This window comes from Micromonospora sp. LOL_024 (assembly GCF_048060415.1).
Taxonomy (GTDB): Bacteria; Actinomycetota; Actinomycetes; order Mycobacteriales; family Micromonosporaceae; genus Micromonospora.
On the sequence record NZ_JBHMIS010000001.1, the window covers coordinates 351,330 to 372,777 of the forward strand.

19 protein-coding genes and 1 tRNA gene are annotated in these 21,448 nt (G+C 71.1%); 15 read left to right on the forward strand and 5 right to left on the reverse strand.

Translation table 11 applies throughout. The features are described from left to right. Positions 1-17: 17 nt before the first annotated feature. The 4 genes from ACFHWY_RS01675 to ACFHWY_RS01690 all read left to right on the forward strand — a co-directional run bounded on the left by ACFHWY_RS01675 (position 18) and on the right by ACFHWY_RS01690 (position 4,998). Positions 18-1,460 carry an MFS transporter gene (locus ACFHWY_RS01675; protein WP_416578273.1) on the forward strand — a complete coding sequence of 481 codons (1,443 nt, stop codon included), beginning with the start codon at positions 18-20 and terminating at the stop codon, positions 1,458-1,460. Then, entirely contained in the window at positions 1,457-2,932 is a 1,476-nt protein-coding gene (locus tag ACFHWY_RS01680; protein WP_416578274.1) for a pyridoxal phosphate-dependent decarboxylase family protein, read from the forward strand. The genes ACFHWY_RS01675 and ACFHWY_RS01680 overlap by 4 nt, the downstream gene beginning before the upstream one ends. Before the next feature lie 68 nt (positions 2,933-3,000). Further along, the gene (locus ACFHWY_RS01685; protein ID WP_416578275.1) at positions 3,001-3,594 is read left to right on the forward strand and encodes an NADH-quinone oxidoreductase subunit B; all 594 of its coding nucleotides are present in this window, start codon (positions 3,001-3,003) and stop codon (positions 3,592-3,594) included. Positions 3,595-3,678: 84 nt separating this feature from the next. Beyond that, positions 3,679-4,998: a DUF2252 domain-containing protein gene (locus tag ACFHWY_RS01690; RefSeq protein ID WP_416578276.1), complete on the forward strand. Its 1,320-nt coding sequence runs from the start codon at positions 3,679-3,681 to the stop codon at positions 4,996-4,998. A 33-nt stretch (positions 4,999-5,031) separates the two neighbouring features. Here the strand turns inward: ACFHWY_RS01690 and ACFHWY_RS01695 are convergent, their stop codons facing one another. Continuing rightward, positions 5,032-6,078 carry a glucose 1-dehydrogenase gene (locus ACFHWY_RS01695; RefSeq protein WP_416578277.1) on the reverse strand — a complete coding sequence of 349 codons (1,047 nt, stop codon included), beginning with the start codon at positions 6,076-6,078 and terminating at the stop codon, positions 5,032-5,034. Positions 6,079-6,190: 112 nt separating this feature from the next. Here ACFHWY_RS01695 and ACFHWY_RS01700 point away from each other — a divergent pair, with 112 nt between their 5' ends. Together ACFHWY_RS01700 and ACFHWY_RS01705 are read left to right on the forward strand one after the other, a co-directional pair. Then, complete coding sequence (locus ACFHWY_RS01700) at positions 6,191-6,913, forward strand: NADH-quinone oxidoreductase subunit C (protein ID WP_416578278.1); 723 nt, start codon at positions 6,191-6,193, stop codon at positions 6,911-6,913. After that, positions 6,913-7,875 (forward strand): complex I subunit 1/NuoH family protein, encoded by a 963-nt coding sequence (locus tag ACFHWY_RS01705; protein ID WP_416578279.1) that lies wholly within the window; start codon positions 6,913-6,915, stop codon positions 7,873-7,875. The genes ACFHWY_RS01700 and ACFHWY_RS01705 overlap by 1 nt, the downstream gene beginning before the upstream one ends. A gap of 21 nt (positions 7,876-7,896) precedes the next feature. Here ACFHWY_RS01705 and ACFHWY_RS01710 read toward each other — a convergent pair whose 3' ends face one another. Continuing rightward, positions 7,897-8,931, reverse strand: a complete 1,035-nt coding sequence (locus tag ACFHWY_RS01710; protein ID WP_416578280.1) for a glutathione S-transferase family protein — start codon at positions 8,929-8,931, stop codon at positions 7,897-7,899. A 163-nt stretch (positions 8,932-9,094) separates the two neighbouring features. On the opposite strand from ACFHWY_RS01710, the gene ACFHWY_RS01715 reads away from it, so the two are divergent. From ACFHWY_RS01715 to ACFHWY_RS01745, 7 genes are all read left to right on the forward strand, one after another. After that, positions 9,095-9,703 carry a NuoI/complex I 23 kDa subunit family protein gene (locus ACFHWY_RS01715; protein WP_416578281.1) on the forward strand — a complete coding sequence of 203 codons (609 nt, stop codon included), beginning with the start codon at positions 9,095-9,097 and terminating at the stop codon, positions 9,701-9,703. Continuing rightward, a complete protein-coding gene (locus ACFHWY_RS01720) occupies positions 9,700-10,257 on the forward strand; it encodes an NADH-quinone oxidoreductase subunit J (RefSeq protein ID WP_416578282.1) in 558 nt (185 codons plus the stop codon). The genes ACFHWY_RS01715 and ACFHWY_RS01720 overlap by 4 nt, the downstream gene beginning before the upstream one ends. Next, positions 10,254-10,577, forward strand: coding sequence for an NADH-quinone oxidoreductase subunit NuoK (gene nuoK / locus ACFHWY_RS01725; protein WP_416578283.1), 324 nt, complete (start codon positions 10,254-10,256; stop codon positions 10,575-10,577). The genes ACFHWY_RS01720 and nuoK overlap by 4 nt, the downstream gene beginning before the upstream one ends. Continuing rightward, entirely contained in the window at positions 10,574-12,526 is a 1,953-nt protein-coding gene (locus ACFHWY_RS01730) for an NADH-quinone oxidoreductase subunit L (protein ID WP_416578284.1), read from the forward strand. Before nuoK ends, ACFHWY_RS01730 begins: the two co-directional genes overlap by 4 nt. Continuing rightward, positions 12,523-14,049, forward strand: coding sequence for a complex I subunit 4 family protein (locus ACFHWY_RS01735; protein ID WP_416578285.1), 1,527 nt, complete (start codon positions 12,523-12,525; stop codon positions 14,047-14,049). The genes ACFHWY_RS01730 and ACFHWY_RS01735 overlap by 4 nt, the downstream gene beginning before the upstream one ends. Beyond that, positions 14,046-15,521, forward strand: a complete 1,476-nt coding sequence (locus tag ACFHWY_RS01740; RefSeq protein WP_416578286.1) for an NADH-quinone oxidoreductase subunit N — start codon at positions 14,046-14,048, stop codon at positions 15,519-15,521. The genes ACFHWY_RS01735 and ACFHWY_RS01740 overlap by 4 nt, the downstream gene beginning before the upstream one ends. A 341-nt stretch (positions 15,522-15,862) precedes the next feature. After that, complete coding sequence (locus tag ACFHWY_RS01745; protein ID WP_416578287.1) at positions 15,863-17,122, forward strand: MFS transporter; 1,260 nt, start codon at positions 15,863-15,865, stop codon at positions 17,120-17,122. A 155-nt stretch (positions 17,123-17,277) separates the two neighbouring features. On the opposite strand, the gene ACFHWY_RS01750 is transcribed toward ACFHWY_RS01745, so the two are convergent. After that, on the reverse strand, positions 17,278-17,892 hold the full coding sequence (locus ACFHWY_RS01750) for a TetR/AcrR family transcriptional regulator (protein ID WP_416578288.1): 615 nt from the start codon (positions 17,890-17,892) through the stop codon (positions 17,278-17,280). Between the two features lie 118 nt (positions 17,893-18,010). On the opposite strand from ACFHWY_RS01750, the gene ACFHWY_RS01755 reads away from it, so the two are divergent. Beyond that, positions 18,011-18,832, forward strand: coding sequence for an SDR family NAD(P)-dependent oxidoreductase (locus tag ACFHWY_RS01755; RefSeq protein WP_416578289.1), 822 nt, complete (start codon positions 18,011-18,013; stop codon positions 18,830-18,832). 87 nt (positions 18,833-18,919) lie between these two features. On the opposite strand, the gene ACFHWY_RS01760 is transcribed toward ACFHWY_RS01755, so the two are convergent. Continuing rightward, positions 18,920-19,414, reverse strand: a complete 495-nt coding sequence (locus ACFHWY_RS01760; RefSeq protein ID WP_416578290.1) for a YajQ family cyclic di-GMP-binding protein — start codon at positions 19,412-19,414, stop codon at positions 18,920-18,922. 149 nt (positions 19,415-19,563) lie between these two features. On the opposite strand from ACFHWY_RS01760, the gene ACFHWY_RS01765 reads away from it, so the two are divergent. After that, positions 19,564-19,647, forward strand: a tRNA-Tyr gene (locus ACFHWY_RS01765). Positions 19,648-20,411: 764 nt separating this feature from the next. Here the strand turns inward: ACFHWY_RS01765 and ACFHWY_RS01770 are convergent. Next, the gene (locus ACFHWY_RS01770) at positions 20,412-21,446 is read right to left on the reverse strand and encodes an Eco57I restriction-modification methylase domain-containing protein (RefSeq protein ID WP_416578291.1); all 1,035 of its coding nucleotides are present in this window, start codon (positions 21,444-21,446) and stop codon (positions 20,412-20,414) included. Positions 21,447-21,448: the final 2 nt, after the last annotated feature.

The window sequence follows — 21,448 nt, forward strand, 5'->3', positions numbered from 1 at the left end:
GAGTAATATTCGGCGCCATGAACGCGCCGCCCGGTGGATCAGGTTCACCACCCTCCACCGGCCTGCCGCGCGGAGTGCACGCCGGCTACGCGCTCGGCTCGCTGGCCACCGGCGCGTTCGGCACCGTGCCGGGCCTGCTGTTGCTGCCGTACCTCACCGACACGCTCGGCGTGGCCGCCGGGGTGGCGGCCCTGCTGGTGCTGCTGCCAAAAGCGTGGGACGTGCTGGTCAACCCGGTGGCCGGGCGAATATCCGACCGCACCCGGTCGCGCTGGGGAGCCCGCCGGCCCTACCTGCTCTTCGGTGGGCTGGCGCTGGCCGTGCTCTTCGGCTCGATCTTCGCCGCGCCGTTCGGCGCCGGTCCCGCCGCCGGGACGTACGTCGCCGTCGCCTTCCTGGCCACCGCGACCGCGTTCGCCTTCTTCCAGGTGCCGTACGTGGCGATGCCGGCCGAGCTGACCAGCGACTACGCCGAACGTACCCGGATGATGACCTGGCGGATCGCGGTTCTGGCGCTGGCCATCCTGGTGGCCGGCGCGGTGGCGCCCCTGGTGCGCGACGCAGCCGGTGGGGGCGTCCCCGGGCACCGCTGGATGGGCGTCTTCGTGGCCGCGCTGATCGCGGTGGGCGCGGTGGGTGCGTTCCTCGGGACCCGGTCGGCACCACACGGCACGGTGGGGGAGAACGAGCCCAGCCTGCGTGCCCAACTCGCCGTCGCCGGCCGTAACCGGCCCTTCCGGGCGCTGCTGCTGTGTTTCGTGGTGCAGTCCGCCGGGGTGGCCACGATCCTCGCCGGCGTGCAGTACTTCGCCGACCACGTGCTGGGTGACTCGCTGACCGGCCCGACCGTCCTGTTCGTCTGCTTCGTCGGCCCGGCGCTGGTGGTGATGCCGCTCTGGTCCCGGGTGGGTGCCCGGTTGGGCAAACTCGCCGCGCTGGTGGCGGCGTCGCTGATCCTGTCACTCCCCGGACTGGCCCTGGTCGCCGCGCCGGTCCTGCCCGCCGCCATGGTCTACCTGCTGGTCGGGCTGATCGGCGTCGGCTACGCCGGGCAGCAGGTGTTCGCGCTCGCCATGCTTGCGGACTGCATCGCGTACGACACCGCGCGCACCGGCCGTCGGCAGGCCGGCGTCTTCACCGGGCTGTGGACCGCCGGCGAGACCTTCGGCCTGGCCCTGGGCCCCGGAATCTACGGCCTGGTGCTCGCCGTCTCCGGCTACGTCTCATCGTCGAGCGGGACCGCCGCGCCCCAGTCCGACTCGGCCCGCCTCGGCGTCCTGCTCGGTTTCACCGTGCTACCCGCCCTGTTGATCTCCCTGGCAGCCCTCCTGCTGCGCCCCTACGACCTCACCCCCACCCGGCTGGCCGCCCTCATACCCACCACACCTCCCGCCGATGGTGGAGTTGCGGTAGAAGCTGAAATCGGCCAACTACCCGCGAAGGACACCGCAATTCCATGATCGACAAGAGTGGTTCGGCGCTGCCCAAGCACGGCGTGCCGGCGGAACAGGTGCTGGCGGAGATCAGGCAGTTGCGGGCGATGGACCGGCCCACCCACGGCGGGCGGCTGTTCGCCTACGTCTACGACCCCGCCGTGCCGGGGCTGGACGAGCTCGCCGCCGCCGCGTACGCGGAGAGCGCCCACGTCAACGGCCTCGACCCGACGGCCTTTCCGTCCCTGCTCGCCATGGAGAACGCGCTGGTCGGAGCGGCTTCACGGCTGCTCGGCGGCGGGCCCGGCACGAGCGCTCCGGACGTGGTCGGCAGCGTCACCAGCGGTGGCACCGAGTCACTCATCCTGGCCGTGAAGGCCGCCCGGGACGCCCGCCCGGACCTCGCGGCACCCCGGATCGTGGTGCCCGCCAGCGCCCACGCCGCGTTCGCCAAGGCGGCCCACTACCTGCGGGTGGAACTGGACACCGTGCCCCTCGACCCGGCGACCCTGCGGCCGGCGGTCGCCGACGTGGCCGCCGCCGTCGGGCCCGACACGGTGCTGGTGGTCTGCTCCGCACCCTCGTACGCGCACGGCGTCGTCGACCCGATCGAGCAGATCGCCGAGGTGGCTGCCGCGGCCGGGGTGCGCTGCCACGTGGACGCCTGCTTCGGCGGCTGGACCCTGCCGTACCTGCGTCGCCTCGGCGCGCCAGTGCCGGCGTTCGACCTCACCGTGCCCGGGGTCACCTCGATCTCCGTCGACCTGCACAAGTACGCGTACGCGCCGAAGGGCGTGTCGGTGCTGCTGCACCGGGATCCGGCACTGCGTGCCCCGCAGTACTTCGCGTACGCCGACTGGCCCGGGTACACGATGATCAACCCGGTGATCTCCTCCACCCGCTCCGGTGGGCCGATCGCCGCCGCGTACGCGACCCTGCGGCACCTCGGCGACGACGGGTACCTGGAGCTGACCCGGCGGACCCGGGAGGCGGTGCGGGAACTGGCCGAGGCGGTACGCGGCGTGGACGGGCTGCGACTGGTCGCCGAGCCGGAGTCCACCGTGCTCTGCTGCACCACAACGGACTCCGGTCCCGACCTGTTCGTGCTGGTCGACGAGCTGGCCGCACGCGGCTGGCACACCCAGCCCCAGCTCACGTACGCCGGGCTGCCGCGTAGCGTGCACCTGACCGTCACCGCCGCCGTGGCGCCCCGGGCGGCCGAGTTCGGCCCCGACCTGAGAGACGCGGTCGCCGCCGCCCGCGCGGCCGGTCCGGTCGCGTTGCCGCCGGAACTGCTCGCCCTGGCCTATTCGCTCACCCCGGAACTACTCACCGTGGACCTGGTCGCCGCGGTCGCCGCCGGCCTGGGCCTGGGGGCCGGCGGTGGGCTACCCGACCGGATGGCCCCGGTGAACACCCTGCTGGACGCGGCGCCTCCGGCGGTGCGGGAGCGGCTGCTTGTCGAATTCGTCAGCCTGCTGCAACGCCCGGCCTACTGAGCCTTTCACCGGTGCCGGGGGTGCCGGGCGGCTGTGGTTGACTGTCGGAGACGGGAGGGGGAGCGGTGGTGCAGCTGCCTGCGGTGCTCGGCGAGCCGATCCGGTTCGTGCTCAACTGGGGCCGGCGTTACTCGCTCTGGGTCTTCAACTTCGGCCTGGCCTGCTGCGCCATCGAGTTCATCGCGACCAGCATGTCCCGCCACGACTTCATGCGGCTCGGGGTGATCCCGTTCGCCCACGGGCCCCGGCAGGCGGACCTGATGGTGGTCTCCGGCACGGTCACCGACAAGATGGCCCCAGCGATCAAGCGGCTCTACGACCAGATGCCCGAGCCGAAGTACGTCATCTCGTTCGGCGCGTGCTCCAACTGCGGCGGCCCGTACTGGGACTCGTACTCGGTGACCAAGGGCGTCGACCAGCTCATCCCGGTCGACGTCTACGTGCCCGGCTGCCCGCCCCGGCCCGAGGCGCTGCTGCACGGCATCCTCCGCCTACAGGAGAAGATCGCCGCCGAGCAGTCCGGCATCGGCGGGGTGCCCCGCCCCGACCTGCTCGCCCCGCCTACCGACGCCCCGCCTACCGACGCCCCGCCTACCGACGGCGCACCAGTGCGCTCGGCCGCCTCCCTTACCGCGCCGCCGGTACGCCCACCGAATCCCTGACGGGGCAGGTGCTGGCGCTGGCTGGTCGGCGGGCGAATCGCCCGGTCGCCGCCGCAGTGGTGGGTCTTCGCTAGCGTACGGTCCATGACCGACATCGCGGAGCAGCGTTCTGCCTTCATCGTCAAGGTGCTGACCGAGGAGTTCGGCACCCAGATGGCGCTCGACCCGGCCGCCTTCCGGCGCAAGTTCCGCAAGATGGCCGCCTCCCCGTTCGCCTTCTACCGGGGCAGTGCCAGCCTCTTCTACGCCGACCAGCGCGGCGACTTCGCAGACGACCGGTTCCTCGACGGACAGACCAGCCGGGTGTGGATCCACGGTGACCTGCACGCCGAGAACTTCGGCACCTACATGAACGGCTCCGGCCAGCTCGTCTTCAACGTGAACGACTTCGACGAGGCGTATGTCGGGCCGTTCACCTGGGACCTGCGGCGGTTCGTCGCCAGCGTGGCGCTGATCGGCTATACCAAGGCGCTCTCCGACCGGGCGATCAGCGATCTGGTGGCCGTTTTCGCCAGCTCCTATCTGACCGAGTTGCGGGCCATTGTCGCGGGTGGCGACGACGCGATCGGCTCGATCACCCTGGACAACGCGGACGGTGTGCTGCGCCGGGTGCTCCAGCAGGCGCGGCTCAACACCCGGATCGACCTGCTCCGCGGCCAGACCACGATCGACAATTACGAGCGCCGCTTCTCCCTCGGCGACGGCGTGTACGAGATCGACGGCGACACCCGGGCGCGGGTCTGCGCGGCGTTCGAGGCGTACCTGGACACGTTGCCGGCTTCGAGGACGGCCCAGTACCGGCCGGGTTCGGCGCAGATCAAGGACGTGGTGCAGCGCAAGGGCGTGGGAATCGGTTCGGCCGGGTTGCCGTCGTACACCCTGCTGTTGGAGGGACACACCCAGGCACTGGAGAACGACGTCGTCGTCTACATGAAGCAGGCGCAGCGGCCGGCGGTGGCCCGGTACGTGGACGACGAGCGGGTCCGTGGCTACTTCCGGCACCAGGGGCACCGCACCGCCGAGTCGCAGCGGGCCCTGCAGGCGCACGCCGATCCCTGGGTGGGCTTCACCGAGCTGGACGACGTCGGCCAGCTCGTCGCCGAGGTCTCGCCCTACGCGGCCGACCTGGACTGGGCGGATGTCAACGAGCCCGAGGAGTTGGCCGGGGTGCTGGCGGACCTGGGTCACGCGGTCGCCCGGATGCACTCGGTGGCCGACGACGAGTCCAGCCACGACCTGGTCGACTACTCCACCGAGGACGCCGTCGTCGCCGCAGTGGACGCCGACGCCGAAGGGTTCGTGGCGCATCTGGTCGACTTCGCCCACGCCTACGGGGCACGCGCCCGGCAGGATCACCAGCTCTTCGTGGACCTGTTCCGTAACGGCCGGCTGCCCAGCATCTGAAATCCCTGGTCCGACCCGGTGCGGCCGGCAAGGTCAGGCGGTGAAGTCGAGGACGACCTTGATGTCCTGCGGTCCGGGAGAGTAGGCGACGGCGTACTCCGACAGCGGCACCCGGCGGGTGATCAGCGAACCGAGCCAGTCCGGGTCTGCCTTCGACAACGCCTCGGCGGCGAAGTCCCAGTGCCGCCGGTTGGCGTTCACGGAACCGAAGACGACGTTGTTTTCCAGGACGAGGGTCCGGTTGAGCGCTCCCGCGTCGAAGTCGATGATCCGGCCGCCGCTGGACACGCCGGCCAGGCAGACGATCCCGGTGGGACCGACCTTGCACATCGCCTCCAGGACAACCGCCGGCGCGCCGGTGCACTCAATGATCACGTCCGGCTCCAAGTCGAGCTGGTGGAGCGGCCCCGAGTGGTACGTCGCGCCGAGCGCACCGGCCAACGCCGGCTTCGGACCCTCGGTGGCCAGGTCCAGCACGTGCACGGAGAGACCTCGCTGGCTGGCCAGGAGAGCGGCGAGCAGGCCGATCGGCCCGGCGCCGGTGATCAACGCGTGGCGCGGCTGCCACTCCGTCCGCCGGCCGATCCGGTCGATGTGGTCCCACGCCTTGGCCACCACACTTGTCGGTTCGAGCAGCATGCCCACCTCGGCCAGCGCCGGAGCGAGACCGACCGCGAAGCGGGGCTGCAACCGCCACCGCTGGCGGGCGAAGCCCGGCAGGGCCTTGATGCCGTGCTCGGTGAACATGCCGTTGCGGCACATGTCCCACTCGTCGACCGCGCAGTTCGGGCAGGGCAGCGGATCCGGATGCCGGACGATCCCGGCCACCAGGTCGCCAGGTTGCAGTGTGCCGGTCGAGTCTTCGAGTACCCGGCCCAGCGACTCGTGCCCGAGAACGAGGTGGTCGGCCCCGGGCGGCGCCTCGCCGTACTGCCCCTCGATGATCTCGATGTCGGTTCCGCAGACGCCCACCGAGACGGCCTCCACCAGGATCGGCCCCTCCTCGCTGGCCGGTTCCGGGTAGTCGTCGAGCAGCCGCAACGAGCCGGGCACTCCGGGGATGACAGTCACAGCGCGCACGGGTCGAGTCTGGTGGCCACCGGCGGTCGCCACCGTCGAAGCGTGCCGGAGTCACCCAGCCGCGTGCACCGGGCCGACGCGCTCGGCCGCCGACGCCAATAGGATCAGCGGCATGACACCGGAAGAGGTCGGCCAGCGGCTCGTCACGCTGCTCGCACCCGTCGAGGCCACCGCGACGGTCTCCGGCGGTCAGGCGCATTCCCGGGCAACCGTCGACGTACCCGTGCACGCCTGGCGGGCGGCGCTGCTGGCCGCCCGGGACGATGCCGAGCTGGCCTGCGACTACTTCGACTGGCTTTCCGCGGTCGACGAGCTGGCCGAGGGCTTCGACGTGGTGACCCACCTGTGGTCCACCACGATGCGGCACGGAGTGCTGCTGCGCGCCCGGGTGCCGCGCGAGACACCGACGGTCGACTCCGTGGTGGAGGTCTACCCGGGCGCCTCCTGGCACGAGCGGGAGACCCACGAGATGTTCGGCGTCGACTTCGCCGGTCATGACAACCTGCGGCCGTTGCTGCTGCCGCCGGAGTTCGAGGGGCATCCGCTGCGTAAGGAGTTCGTGCTCGCCTCGCGGGTGGCCAAGCCCTGGCCGGGGGCGAAGGAACCGGGCGAGTCGGAGGCCGGTGGCGGGCGGCGGCCGATCCGGCCGCCGGGCGTACCCGCACCGGGGCAGTGGGGCACCACGCCGACACCGGCCGGAGCCGGCGGTGTCGGCGAGGGTCCGCGCGGCGGCACACCGGCCCGTCCCGGCCGGGAGCGCCCTGCTCGCCCGGCACCGGGGACGCGGGCGCCGCACGCACCCGGTGCCGAGCACGGCGAGGGGGGCCCGGCCTGATGCCGCTCTGGTTGGAACTGGTGATCCGCATTGGTGGTGTGCTGGCTGCGTTCCTCGTACTGCCACTGCTGGTGGGGCAGGCCGAGCACAAGGTGATGGCGCACATGCAGGGCCGGCTCGGGCCGATGTACGCGGGCGGGTTCCACGGCTGGGCGCAGCTGATCGCCGACGGTGTGAAGTTCGTGCAGAAGGAGGACCTGACGCCCCGGGCGGCGGACCGGCCGGTGTTCCGGCTGGCGCCGGCAGTGGCGCTGGTGCCGTACCTGCTGGCCCTGCTGGTCATCCCGCTCGGCCCGAACGACCTGGTGGGGCAGCCGCTGGACGTCGGCCTGTTCTTCGTGCTCGCGGTGGTCGGTGTGGGCGTGCTGGCGGTGCTCATGTCGGCCTGGGCCTCGGCCAACAAGTACAGCCTGCTCGGCGGGATCCGGGGTGCCGCCCAGTTGCTCGGCTACGAACTGCCGCTGGTGCTGGCCGCCGCGTCGGTGGCGATGGCCGCCGGCACGCTGAGCCTCTCCGGCATCGTCGAGGCATGGCAACCGTGGTGGCTGATCTGGCAGGCACCGGCGATGGTGGTGTTCTTCCTGGCCGGCCTGGCCGAGATCCGCCGGCCGCCGTTCGACATGCCGGTGGCCGATTCGGAGCTGGTCTTCGGCTATCTGACGGAGTACACGGGCCTGCGCTTCGCGTTCCTGCTGCTGGCCGAGTACGTCGGCATCGTGGTGATCGCCGCGCTCACCACCGTGCTCTTCCTCGGTGGGTGGCAGGGCCCGTTCGCCGACGCGCAACTCGGTTGGCTCTGGACCCTGCTCAAGGTGGCGGCCGTGAGTTTCGTGATCATCTGGCTGCGGGTGTCCTACCCACGGCTACGCGAGGACCAGCTCCAGCGCCTCTGCTGGCTCGTCCTCGTCCCGGCCGCCCTCGCCCAGCTCGTCCTCACCGCCGCCGTCCGCCTCGCGCTCTGACCCACCCGGTGGGCGGGCGGGTCAGGGCAGCGGGGTGTGGGCGGGTTCGACGCGCTCGGCGGACGAGGGGGGTGCCGGTGGGGTGCCGTCGCCGAAGGGGCGCCCGCCGAGGGCCTCCCGACCGTGCGGCGTGAGCCAGTTCGACAGGTCGGGGCCGAGCGGCACCACTCCCGTCGGGTTGATGTCCCGGTGCACCTCGTAGTAGTGCCGCTTGATGTGGTCGAAGTCGATCGTGTCCCCGAAGCCGGGCGTGGTGAACAGGTCCCGGGTGTACGCCCACAGCACCGGCATCTCGCTGAGCCTCTGCCGGTTGCACTTGAAGTGTCCGTGGTAGACCGGGTCGAAGCGGACCAACGTGGTGAACAGCCGCACGTCGGCCTCGGTGATGGTGTCGCCAACCAGGTAACGCTGTCCGGTCAGTCGCTCACCGAGCCAGTCGAGCCGGTCGAACAGCCGGCGGTACGCCTTGTCGTAGGCCGCCTGGTTGCCGGCGAAGCCGCACCGGTAGACGCCGTTGTTGACGTCGGTGAAGACCACCGCGTTGACCTCGTCGATCTCGGCGCGCAGGTGCTCCGGGTACAGCTGCGGGGCACCGGGTCGATGGTGGGCGGTCCATTCGGTGGACAGGTCCAAACTCATCTGGGCGTAGTCGTTGGTGACCACCTGGCCGGTCGACACGTCGACGATGGCCGGCACGGTGATGCCGCGCGGATAGTCCGGATAACGGGCGAAGTAGGCCTCCTGGAGGCGCTCGATGCCGAGCACCGGGTCCCGTCCGTCGGGGTCGAGGTCGAAGGTCCAGCTCCGGGCGTCGTGGGTGGGCCCGGCCACCGCCATCGAGATGGCGTCCTCCAGGCCCAGCAGCCGACGCACGATGATCAGACGGTTGGCCCAGGGGCAGGCCCGGCTCACGGCCAGCCGGTACCGGCCGGGTTCGACGGGGTAGCGGTCGTGGCCGTCGACGGTGATCCGGGTGGTGATGTAGTTCTGGTCCCGGTTGAAATCGCCGCCCGGCTGGACGTACCTGCCGCCGGTGCGCCTACCGTCCTCGCCCATGTCGCCTCCAGATGTGCCGAGTCGTCGGTTCCATCATGTCGGAATCTCAGGCGGTCGGCCCGGTGGGCGGGCGAGACCGCGTGGGTCTTCCTGAGGACCGGTACCAACACCTACCCCCGGGTGGTGGTCGCGCACGCGGTGGGCACAGGGCAGGATGTTCGTCATGAGCGAGCGAAGCGAGGCGACCGGTCTGCCCGGCAGCGGCCTGGTGAAGGGCCTCGCCGTCACCTTGAAGACGATGACGAAGCGCGCCACCACGGCGCAGTACCCGGACGTCGCCCCCGAGTTGCCGCCCCGCTCACGCGGGGTCATCGCGCTGTCGGAGGAGAACTGCACGGTCTGCATGCTCTGCGCCCGCGAGTGTCCGGACTGGTGCATCTACATCGACTCGCACAAGGAGGAAGTGGCGGTGCCCGGTGCCGCCCGGCCGCGCCAGCGCAACGTGCTCGACCGGTTCGACATCGACTTCTCGCTCTGCATGTACTGCGGCATCTGCATCGAGGTCTGCCCCTTCGACGCGCTCTACTGGTCCCCGGAGTTCGAGTACGCCGAGTACGACATCAAGGACCTACTGCACGACAAGGACCACCTGGGCGAGTGGATGGCCACGGTGCCGCCGCCGCCCGCCCACGACCGCAACGGTGAGCCGGCCAAGGAGGAGACCGCCGCCGCACGTAAGGCCGCGGTTCCCGCCGCGCCCGTCGACCGCCCGACCGCCCCCGCGGTACGCCCCGAGCGCCCGACCGGCGACGGCGAAGGCGCTTCCGCGTGACCGGGGTGGACGCGCTGCTGCTCGCGCTCGGTGCGCTGACGGTCGGTTCGGCGGTGCTGGTGGTGACGACGAAACACCTGGTCCGCGCCGGCCTCTATCTGGTGGTCTGCCTCGGCGCGGTGGCCGGCGTGTACCTCGTGCTCACCGCCGAACTGGTCGCCTGGGTGCAGGTCCTGATCTACGTCGGCGCGGTGGTGGTGCTGCTGCTGTTCGCCGTGATGCTGACCCGCGCGCCGGTCGGCGCGTCGGACGACCTGGACCGTCCCGGATGGCCGGCCGCGCTGATCGGCGGTGGGGCCGGGCTGGGCCTGGCGGCGCTGCTGGTCGACGCGTACCGCTGGACGGCGGTGGAACTGCCCGAGGCGGGCAGCGCCGAACGCATCGGCGAGCAGGTCTTCGGCAGTTGGGTGCTGCCCTTCGAACTGCTGTCGGTGCTGCTGCTCGCGGCGCTGGTCGGTGCCATCGTGCTGTCCCGCCCCGACATCGGATCCGAGGACCCCGACCGGTCCGCCGGCGACGGTTCGGCGACCGGGGATCAGGGGCGGTCGCGGTGAGACCGGTCATCCCGTACGTCACCGCCGCGCTGCTCTTCGGCCTCGGCGTGTACGGCGTGCTGCGGCGGCGCAACGCGGTGCTGGTGCTGATGGCCGTCGAGCTGATGCTGAACGCGGTGAACCTGATCCTGATCACCGCCGACACCACTGTCCGGGCGGTGCTGCCACACGGCGGTCAGGTCTTCGCGCTCTTCGTGATCGTGCTGGCCGCCGCCGAGATCGGGGTGGGGCTGGCCATCGTGCTCCAGCTCTACCGGATGCGGACCACCGTCGCCGTCGACACGATCCCGCTCAGCGAGCAACCGGAGGGACAGCGGTGAGCACCACGACCCTGCTGGGGGTGCTGCTGCCGGTCGTACCGCTGGCCGCCGGCCTGGCCGGTCTGTTGCTGCCGCCCTCGCCGCATGGGACGACGATCAGCCAGGAGACGGCCCGTCGCGCCGCCGTCGCCCTCGGGGTGGCCGGCGCGGCCGGCGCGTTCGCCCTGGCGGTGGCGTTGCTGGCCACCCTGGACGGCGCGGCCGAGTCCTCGACCACCTGGATCGAGGTGGGTGGGCTCACCGTCACCGCCGGGGTACGCCTCAACGGGGCCGCAGCGCTGGTCGCGGTCGCGGTCACCACCGTCGCCCTGGCCGTGCAGGTCTACTCGACCGGTTACCTCAAGCGGGGGCCGCACGACGACGTCGACACCTATCACCGCTACCCGCCGTACGCCGCGCAGGTGAGCCTCTTCACCGCCGCCATGCTGCTGGTGGTGGTCTCCGGGGACCTGATCCTGCTGCTGGTCGGCTGGGAGGTGATGGGGCTCTGCTCGTACCTGCTCATCGCCCACGACCGGCGACTGCCGGAAGCACCGGCCGCCGCGATGAAGGCGTTCCTGGTGACCCGGGTCGGTGACGTCGGTTTCCTGCTCGGCATCGCGCTGCTCGGCGTCTCGGCGGGCAGCTTCCGGATCGCCGACGTGCTCGCCCACGACCACGGCACCGGCACGCTCACCGCCGCCTGCCTGCTGCTGCTCGCCGGGGTGGCCGGCAAGAGCGCCCAGTTCCCGCTGCACACCTGGCTGCCCGACGCGATGGCCGGCCCCACCCCGATCTCCGCCCTGATCCACGCCGCGACGATGGTAGCCGCCGGCGTGTACGCGGTCACCCGGCTGTGGCCGCTGTTCGAGGCCGCCCCGACCGCGCTGGCCGTGCTGGGGGTGATGGCCTCGATCACCCTGCTGCTCGGCGCGCTCGCCGCCACCGCGCAGGACGACATCAAGCGGGTGCTCGCCTGGTCGACGGTCTCCCAGATCGGCTACATGACCGGCGCACTCGCCGTCGGGTCGCCGCCCGCCGCGCTGTTCCACCTGCTCACCCACGCCGCGTTCAAGGCGCTGCTGTTCCTCGCCGCGGGCGCGGTGATCCACGCCGTCGGCACCACGTCGATGTCCCGGATGGGTGGGCTGCGGCAGTCCATGCCGGTGACCTTCTGGTGCACGCTGATCGGCCTCGGCGCGCTCGCCGGCGTACCCCCGCTGTCCGGCTTCTGGAGCAAGGAGGGCGTGCTCGCCGCCGCCGAGGGCGCCGCCCTGCACGGCGACGGGCCGGCACCCGCCTGGGTGGGCTGGCTGGTCTGGCTCGCCGGGCTGGCAGGCGTCGCCCTCACCGCCTGGTACGCCACCCGGCTACTGCTGCGTACCTTCTTCGGCGCGACCCGCGACCCGCTGGCCCACCCGCACGACCCGCCCGCCGTGCTCCGCTGGCCGGTGCTGGTGTTGGCCGTACCGGCGGCCCTGCTCGGCCTGGCCGGCTTCCCGGGCTGGTTCTCCACCCGGCTGCAACGTCCGCTGCCGGCCGACCCCGACGCGGTGTCGGATCTGATGCCGCCCGACGGGTTGATCCACTTTGCGCCGACCGTGCTGCTGCCGCTGGCGCTGCTGGGCATCGGGGTGGGGCTGGCCTGGGCGCGCTGGCGGCGGGACGACACCGACGATCCGGCGGCGGCGCTGGGCCCGCTACGGCCGGTCTTCGCCCGCGCGTTCCGGCTCGACGACGTCCAACACGCCCTGGTGGTACGCCCGACAACCGTTCTTGGCGAGGTGGCGAGGGCCGTCGACGAGCGGGTGGTGGACGGCACGGTCACCGGCACCGGGCGGGCCGCCCGCGCACTCGGTGGCGGGCTGGGCACCCTGCATCGGGCGGCGCTGCCCAGGGCGTTCACCGCGGTGCTGGCCGGCGCGCTGCTGATCGGCCTGGCCGCCGCCCTGATCGGAGTCGCGATATGAGCTTCGGAGATCTCCTGCTCGTCGCGGTGCTCGCGGTGCCGGTCCTCGGCGCCCTGGCGGTGGCCGCCACGCCGGGTGACCGGGTTGCCCGGGTGGTGGGCACGGTCGCCGCCGGACTGACCCTGGTCGCCGCGGTGGCGTTGGTCGGCGGCCGGTCGGGATACTCGACGGACGACACCGCCGGGGCGGTGCGTCCCTGGCACTCGGTGGACCTGCCCTGGGTGCCCGGGTTGGACCTGCGCTTCCACCTCGGGGTGGACGGCATCTCCTGGCCGCTGGTGGTGCTGACCGCCCTGCTCACCCTGCTCTGCTGCGGATACAGCCTCTGGCAAGTGCCCGGCGGTGGTAGCGGGCGGGCCCTGGTGGCGCTGCTGCTGGTGGTCGAGGTCGGCATCCTCGGCACCTTCCTCGCGCTCGACCTGGTGCTGTTCTTCCTCTTCTTCGAGGTCGTCCTGCTGCCGATGTACGCGATCATCGTGGGCTGGGGCGGCGACGGCACCGACCCGGCGGCGTTGCACGCGCGGCGGCGGGCGGGCCGGAAGTTCGCCCTCTACACCCTGTTCGGCTCGGTGCTGCTGCTGGTCGGCGTGTACGTCGTGGTGGCCGCCGCCGGCACCGCCGACGTGGTGGCGCTGACCGGCGGCACCGACCTGTCGCGCAACACCCAACTCGCCGCGTTCACGCTGCTCGCCCTGGCCTTCGCGGTGAAGAGCCCGCTGTGGCCACTGCATTCCTGGCTACCCGACGCGCACACCCAGGCACCCACCGTCGGCAGCGTGCTGCTCGCCGGGGTGCTGCTCAAGATGGGCACGTACGGCCTGATCCGGGTCGCCGTCGGGGTGGCTCCCGAGGGTGCCCGCTGGGCGGCGCCCGTGCTCGGTGTGCTCGCCGTCGCGGCCATCCTGGTCGGCTCGCTGGTCTGCCTGGCGCAGACCGAACTGAAGCGGCTGATCGCGTACTCCAGCGTTGGGCACATGGGCTTCGTGCTGCTCGGTGTCGCCACGCTGACCGCCACCGGCATCCAGGCGGCGCTGATCGGCAACGTCGCCCACGGCATCATCACCGGCCTGCTGTTCTTCCTGGCCGGAGCGATCAAGGACCGCGCCCACAGCGGCGCGCTCACGAAGCTGGCCGGGCTGCGCGAGACCGCTCCGCGCCTGTCCGGGCTGCTCGCGTTCGCGGCGGTCGCCTCGCTGGGACTGCCCGGGCTGGCCGGCTTCTGGGGCGAGGCGTTCGCGGTGGTCGCCGCCGTCGAGGCCGGTGGCGCGCTCTGGACCACGCTGGCGGTGCTGGCCGCGGTCGGCGGGGCGTTGACGGCGGCCTACCTGCTCCGGCTGCTGCGCCGGGTGACCCACGGACCACCCAGCCCGGCGGTCGCCACGCTCAGGCCGGGACTGGCCGGGGCCGAACTGGCCGCCTGGACGCCGCTGGTGCTGCTCGTGCTGGCCGTCGGGCTCGCGCCGACGCTGGTGCTGGGTGTCGCCGAAGCCCCGGTCGAGGCCCTGTTGGGGGTGCTGCGATGAGTGAGCCGAGCCTGGTGCAGAGCGTCGACAACGTGGCGCTGCTGCCGGCGTACCTGGCCGCCGGGACGGCCGTCCTGGTGCTTCTGGTCGACCTGCTGCTGGCTCGGCCGGTGGCGACCGTGGCGATGACCGGCACCGGCGCGCTCGCCACCGTGTTGGGGGCGGCGGCGGTCGGCTCCGGGCCCGAGCGGCGGACCTTCTGCGTCGGCGTCGACTGCTCGTTTGTCTTCGGCGGCCGGGCGGCCCTGGTCGCCGCGCTGGTGCCGCTGCTCGTACTCGGGGTGCTGGCGCTGTCCGGGCCGCTGCTGCGGGCCGGGCGGACACCGGTGGGGGAGTTCTGCTTCCTGCTCGCCTGCTCGATGACCGGCGGCGTGGTGCTCGGCGCGGCCGGTGACCTGATCACCCTGATCGTGGCGGTGGAGGTGCTCACCCTGCCGCTGTACGTCCTGGTCGGGCTGCGCCGGGGCAGCCTGGCCAGCGCCGAGGCGGCGGTGACCCTCTTCGTGGTCAGCGTGGTGGCCACCACGCTGACCCTGCTCGGCGCCGCGCTGCTCTACGCGGCCACCGGCGGGCTGCACCTGAAACGGCTGGGTGCCATCATCACCGACCGCCCGGACCTGCTCGACCTGCCGCTGACCACGGTCGCGGTGACGCTGGTGGTGGCGGGGCTGGCATTCAAGGTGGCGGCGGTGCCGTTCCACGCCTGGGCTCCGGCCACCTACGACGGGGCGCCACTGCCGGTGGCCGCCTACCTGTCGACGGCGTCGAAGCTCGGCGGGGTGGTCGCCCTGCTGGCCGTGGTGCAGCATGCGTTGCCGCACCAGGTGACCGGGCCGATACTGGCTTTGGTCGCCGTGCTGACCATGACCGTGGGTAACCTGGTGGCGCTGCGTCAGCGGCGTACCGTGCGGCTGCTGGCCTGGTCCTCGGTGGCGCAGGCCGGCTACATTCTCGCTCCGCTCGGTGCGCTGGCGCTGGCCGCCGACGCCGACGCCCGGACCGGCGCGTACGCCGCCGCCCTGGTGTACGCCGTCTTCTTCGTGTTGCTGGAGTTGGCGGCCTTCGCCGGCGTGGTGGCCCTGCGGCCGTCCGGTGCGGACGGCGGCAACCTGGACGACCTGCGCGGCGCGGCGCGGCGCCATCCGTGGATCGGTGCCGGCCTCGCGTTCGCGCTGATCGGGCTGGCGGGCCTGCCGCCCGGCCTGGCCGGGCTGTTCGCCAAGGTGACGGTGGTCCGGTCGCTGCTCGGCGGTGACGCCGGCTGGCTCGCCCTGGTGGTGGCGGTGAACGCGGTCATCGGCCTGGCCTACTACCTGCGGGTCGCCGCCCTGCTGTACGCCCCGTCCGGCGAGGTCGCGGCCCCCGCCGTCCGACCGGCCCGCGCGGTGGCCGCCGCCCTAGCGGTGGCGACCGTCGTCGCCGTGGTCGTCGGCTTCGCGCCGCAGGCGGTGCTCGACCTAGCCGGAAGCTGAACCGCGACGGGTCGCCACCGGCCCGACCACGCCGCCAGGCCCACCCATGGCTGTCGCTCAGGTACCTTGAGTCATGAGACGGATGGTTGGCGGGTATCCCGTGTCGTGCCGGTCAGCGGATCCACGCATCCGTGCACCGAAAGAGTGATCGTGCACCACACAGTCAAGGCGGGCACCACCGGTCAGCCAGGCACGTCGATCTAGGGCATTTCGTCGTCCCGGGGGATCAACAAGCAACACTTGGCCCTAGATCGACGAGGCGGGGCGGGGTTGCGGGGCGGGTGGGTGGCGGGCGTTAGGGTTCAAACGGCTCTCGCTCATTACACTCGTGGAGGTCCGCTGTGGCTGGGCTGCGACGGTATCTCAGTGTCTGGCAGATCCCGGGCGCGCCGACGCTGCTGATCATCGGCATCATCGGACGACTCGGGATCGGCATGACTCCGCTGGCGCTGCTGCTCGTCGTACAGCAGGTCACCGGGCGCTACTCGCTGGCCGCGTTGGCCGGCGGCTGCTACGCCCTTTCGGGTGCCGCGCTGAGCCCGGTGGCCGGGCGGATCGCCGACCGGATCGGTCCCACCCCGGTGCTGCTCGGCACCGCGATCGCCCACCCGTTGGCCCTGATCGGGCTGCTCCGGTCGGCCCGCGCCGACGCTGCCCCCTTCACGCTGGTTTTGCTCGCCGCGGCGGTGGCTGGTGCGACGTGCCCGCCGATGACCGCGGCGATCCGCGGTGCCTGGAATGACCTGACCAGCGTCGCCACCGGCCGGTACCACCTGCGTAACACCGCGCTCGCCGCGGAGACCACCCTGTTCGAGGTGGTCTTCGTGCTCGGTCCGCTGCTGGTGGCCGGCTTCGTCCTGGTCGCCGACGCCGGGGCGGCGCTGATCGGTGCGGCCGTGGTGACCCTGGTCGGCACCGTGGCGGTGGCCCTCGGCCAGGCCATGCGCGGCTGGCAGCCGCACGCCCGGGAACACCACGCCCGTGGACTCGGCCCGCTGCGGGTCGGCGGTTTCCCGCCGCTGCTGCTCTGCGTGGCCGGCCTCGGCATCGCCTTCGGCGCGGCGGGGGTGACCGTCCCGGCGTTCGCCACCCGGTACGCCCCGGACGATCCGGACAGCCTCGCCGGCGTGCTGCTGGCAGTTTGGGGGATCGGCAGCGCGATCGGTGGATTCGGGTTCGGCATCCGTCGGCCCGCACGCAACATGACCCGCATGTTCGCCTGGCTGCTCGCCGGGGTCGCGGGCAGCTTCGTCGTCTTCGCCGTGATGCCGACGCCGGGAGCGCTGGGAGTGGCCCTGCTGATCGGCGGTGCCACGATCGCACCCGCGCTGACCCTGGAGAACACCCTGGTCGGACGGATATCGCCGACCGGCATGCTGAACGAGGCGTACACCTGGGTGGTGACCATGTCGGTCGGCGCGAGCGCGGTCGGCGGTGCCGTCTCCGGCCTCATCGTCGACCATGCCGGCGGCGTGCCCTGGGCCTTCCTGTTCGCCGGGGTGGCGGTCGCCGTCGGTGCCGGCGTCGCCGCCCTGCCCGCCGGCCCCATCGCCCGCGCGGAAGCAGCCGCGGTACGCCTAGACGCCTCGGCTACCGTCTGACCGCGGTACGGGCGGGTATGACGGTGCCGTGTTCGCCTTCTTCTCGAACCGGCTGGGCTGCCTCGGCTCGATCATGGTCAGCGTGATCCTGACTCTGGTGCTGCTGCTGGTCTTCGGCCGCTGACCCTGGGCGGGGCGGGTTTGTGCGCCGCCCGTCAGGTTCGCAGCGCGCGGAGTACGTGGTCGACGAGCGCGTCGGCATACTCGGCGGTGAGCGGCGCGGAGCGTAACAACCAGCGCTGGTAGAGCGGCGCATAGAGCAGTTCGAGCGCCAGATCCAGGTCGGCGTCGGCGCGGATCTGCCCGGCTCGCTGCGCGCTGCGTAGGCGCTCCTTCTTGGCCTCGTCCACCGGGGCAGCCAGTCGCTCCCGGTACTGTGCGGACAACTCGGGGTCGCCGACGATCTCCATGTTGAGCGCCCGGATCGGTGCCTCGAACACGGGATCGGCGAACTCCGCGACGGTGGCCCGCAGCACCTCCTTCAGGTCGGCCTCGATATCGCCCGTGTCGGGCAGCACCACCCCGTCGGCTCCCTCGCTCAAGGCCAGGAACGCGTCGAAGACCACCGCACCCTTGGACCGCCACCATCGGTAGATCGTCTGTTTGCCCACGCCGGCCCGCACCGCGATCGCCTCGATGCTCAGCCGGGGGTAGCCGACCTCGGAGACCAGTTCGCGGGTGGCGCGCAGGATGGCCGCCCGGCTCCGTTCGCTACGCCGCGCAGGGTCGGGTCGGTTTCCCCGGCGGGGCCGCTGTGGGGTGGATGGCATCCACGGAGCGTACCCGAAACGAGACGAGCCGGTCCGTCTTGACGATTCCCCGTCGGCGACGCAGACTGGCTGAACGAGACGGAACGTCTCGTCTAGTTATTTGGAGGGGGTGGGGACGATGGTGGATCCCCGGGTGTGGTTCATAACCGGCGCCACGCGCGGCCTTGGCCGGGCGATCACCGAGGCGGCGCTGGCCACGGGCGACCGCGTGATCGGCGCGGCGCGCGACGTCGGCCCGCTGGCGGAACTGGCCGGGCGCCACCCGGACACCCTGGTCGGCCTGCCGCTCGACGTGGCCGACCGGGCTGCGGTGGAGCAGGTGGTGGACCGGGCGGTGGCGACGTTCGGCCGGCTCGACGTGGTGGTCAACAACGCCGGCGGCCTGCTGCTCGGCATGCTGGAGGAGACCACCGAGGAACAGATCCGGCGCCACTTCGACGCCAACTTCTTCGGCGCCGTCTGGGTCACCCAGGCCGTGGTCCCGCACCTGCGCGCCCAAGGAGCCGGCCATCTCCTACAGGTCACCTCGATGGGCAGCGGCGGTGGGGTGGCCTCCGTCGGCTTCTACGCGGCCGGCAAGGCGGCGCTCGACGCGCTCAGCCAGTCGATAGCGATGGAGCTCGAACCCTTCGGCATCAAGGTGACCATCGTGCAACCCGGGGGCTACGACACCGGCCTCTACACGGTGGGAACGACGGCGACGACGCCCCACCCGGCGTACGAACCACTGCGGGCGAAGCTGGCCGAACTCTGGGGAGACGACGCCGGCCCCGCCCCCGAGACCGCCGCGCCGGTCATCATGACCCTTGCGGACCTGCCCAATCCGCCGCTGCGCCTGATCGTCGGCAGCCGCTCCTACGACATCGTCCAGCAGATGGAGCAGACCCGGGTCGAGGAGTACCGCGCCTGGGAACACCTGAGTCGTCAGGCGCCCGGCTGAGCGTCCCGGTCGTTCGCGGGTACGAGCCGCCTGGCCCGCCGCCAGCCGTCGCCGAGGGGCTGGCGGCGCGGGCCGGTACCGGGCGATTCAGCGATAGTTGTCGAACTGAAGGGCGACACCGAAATCCTCGCCCTTGAGTAGCGTGATGACGGACTGAAGGTCGTCCTTCTTCTTGCCGGTGACGCGCAACTGGTCACCCTGAATCTGGGCCTGGACGCCCTTGGGGCCCTCGTCGCGGATCTTCTTGCTGATCACCTTGGCCTTGTCCTGGTCGATCCCCTGGATCACCTTGGCGTCGATCTTGAAAACCTTGCCCGAGGAACGGGGATCGCCCGCGTCCAACGACTTGAGTGAGATGTTGCGCTTGATCAGCTTCTCTTTGAAGACATCCAGCGCGGCTCGCACGCGCTCCTCAGTCTCCGCCTGGAGGCTGATCGCCTCCTCACCCGACCAGGAAATCTCCGCTCCTGTACCCCGGAAGTCGAAACGCGTTCCGAGTTCCTTGCCCGCCTGACGGAGGGCGTTGTCGACCTCCTGGCGATCGACCTTGCTCACGATGTCGAACGAAGGGTTTGCTGCCATCCTCATACTCCTGCTGTCCGGCCGGTCTGGGATCTTTCATCCCCTGTTGCCCAGGGGTGCGGCACCCTGACGGTACCCGGTTGCGGACTCGGCGGGTCGAGCCGCTATCCTTGCTTCCGCCGCCGCGCCACGATGCGGGGGCGTGCCCTGGCGGGTTGCCCGAGCGGCCAATGGGAGCGGACTGTAAATCCGTCGCGAAAGCTACAGAGGTTCGAATCCTCTACCCGCCACCAGGTGCAGATGCGGCCCCTGACCAGCAGAGATGCTGATCGGGGGCCGTTCTCGTTGATCTGGTGGAGTCCGGCTGAGTCCAGCCGTTGACGACTGGTTGTGGGCAGATGGTGGGCAGGTCGATCTTGCCGCGAGGGCTCCTCTGAGGACGCGAGCGTTGACGTTGGTGGTGCTTGCCGGGCTGGGGTGGGCCGTGCGCTTAGCGACTGGCTGAGGGGTCTGCGGTGGCGTCTCGCTGGCTTCGGGAGGTAGGCCGGGGGCAAGCCAGTCCCGGGGTTGGACTGGCGCGGCAGTCGGAAGCCCTGACCGTCGAGCAGGTTGACCCGTTCGGCTTCCGTACCGCCTGGCCGTGATCGTGTCGCCCTTTGGGGCGGCGGTCCGGCGGCAGTCGGTGGCTCTCCGCCCCGGCGCCGAAGGCGGCCGGGGCGGCTTGCCGCCGGCCGGGTTACCGCCCCCGCGGCGCGCGGAGCGCGGCGCCTTGATCCAGAACAGAGGAAGTCGGCAACGGCGTGGGCGAGAGGGGGGCGAGAGGGGTGGGCGAGAGGGGCGAGAGGGGGCAAAAGGGGAGCGAAGACGTCTCGCTTATAAGCTCTCGGTCGATCTGCGGAATCGGCTTGAATCAGTCGATGTCCGAGGAGGCGGTGAATTCCTGCAGGGGGACGTACTTCCAAACCTTCGCCGTGGTACAGCGACGCGACTCCCGCGCGCCGAGCAGCGGCCCAGTTCGCGTAGTAGTCGAGCCGCGATCAGCAGACGCGCCCGAGTATCAGCCCATCGACGTAACCTCTTCCTCTATGAAGGCGATCTCGTTGCGGTCAAGGCCGTACTTGGCGCAGAGCTGGGCGTCGATCTCGGGGATCGACTTGGTCCAGTCGATGCCAGATGCGGTCGTAAAGTCCTGCGCCGGGACGAACCGCCAGGTAGCGCGAGGATTGTGCTGGGTCACCTTTAAGATATAGAGCATGGCCCGAGCGAACTTCGTCTTGAGGTAAGAAAGGCAGGACCGCGCCTCGGTGTCTGTGTCGAACGCGCCGATGGTCAGGAACGTCTGGGTTACGGCAACGCCAGGTTCGACGACCTCTGGGGCCGCCATCCAGCCAAGCTTGTTGCTCTCATTCGCGGCTGGGAGCGCGACCTTGTACTTGTCGAAGCTCTCCGGGCCTGTGATGTACTCGCTACGAATCCATCGACGGCATCGCTTGTTCTTGATCACGCCGAGGACCTCAATGTACTCATGATCGTCGGCAGGCTGGCTGTCGTAGAAGAGGAAGGAGAACTGCTCAAACGCGTTCGTGTTGACCAGGGCGGTGTTGCCCTCCGGGCGCAGCTTGAGTGCCTCCGGGTGGTCCTCGTACAACTTGTCCGTGTAGCGGTACGAGCGTGAGCTCGTGATGCCCAAAGTCTCGATGAATGCCGTTCCTGACTCTCGCACCTTGTGCAGGATCGAGTTGAGTTCGTTGTACGCCGTGAAGGTCTCGATCGGCGTGCCTGCACGCTCCGCGTCTCGGTACGTCACGGCGATCCCTGCGCGAATCTTGGTGCCTGGAAAGAGTTCCGAGCTGTCTCGGACGTAGATCGGCACCGTAAGATGCGGGTCGGCGAGCATCTTCTCGTTCCACGCCTTGGGCGTGAAACCTGCGTTGAACAGGAAGCGGGCCGGGGTGATTAGGACGGCCTTCGTCCCTACGTCGTAGGCCGCGTCCATGAACAGGTGGTAGACCGGGGTATCGCGGGTTCCCTCGCCCTGGGCCTCTTCCTGGTAGGGAGGGTTCCCGATGACGACGTCGAACTTCTTGCTCACGG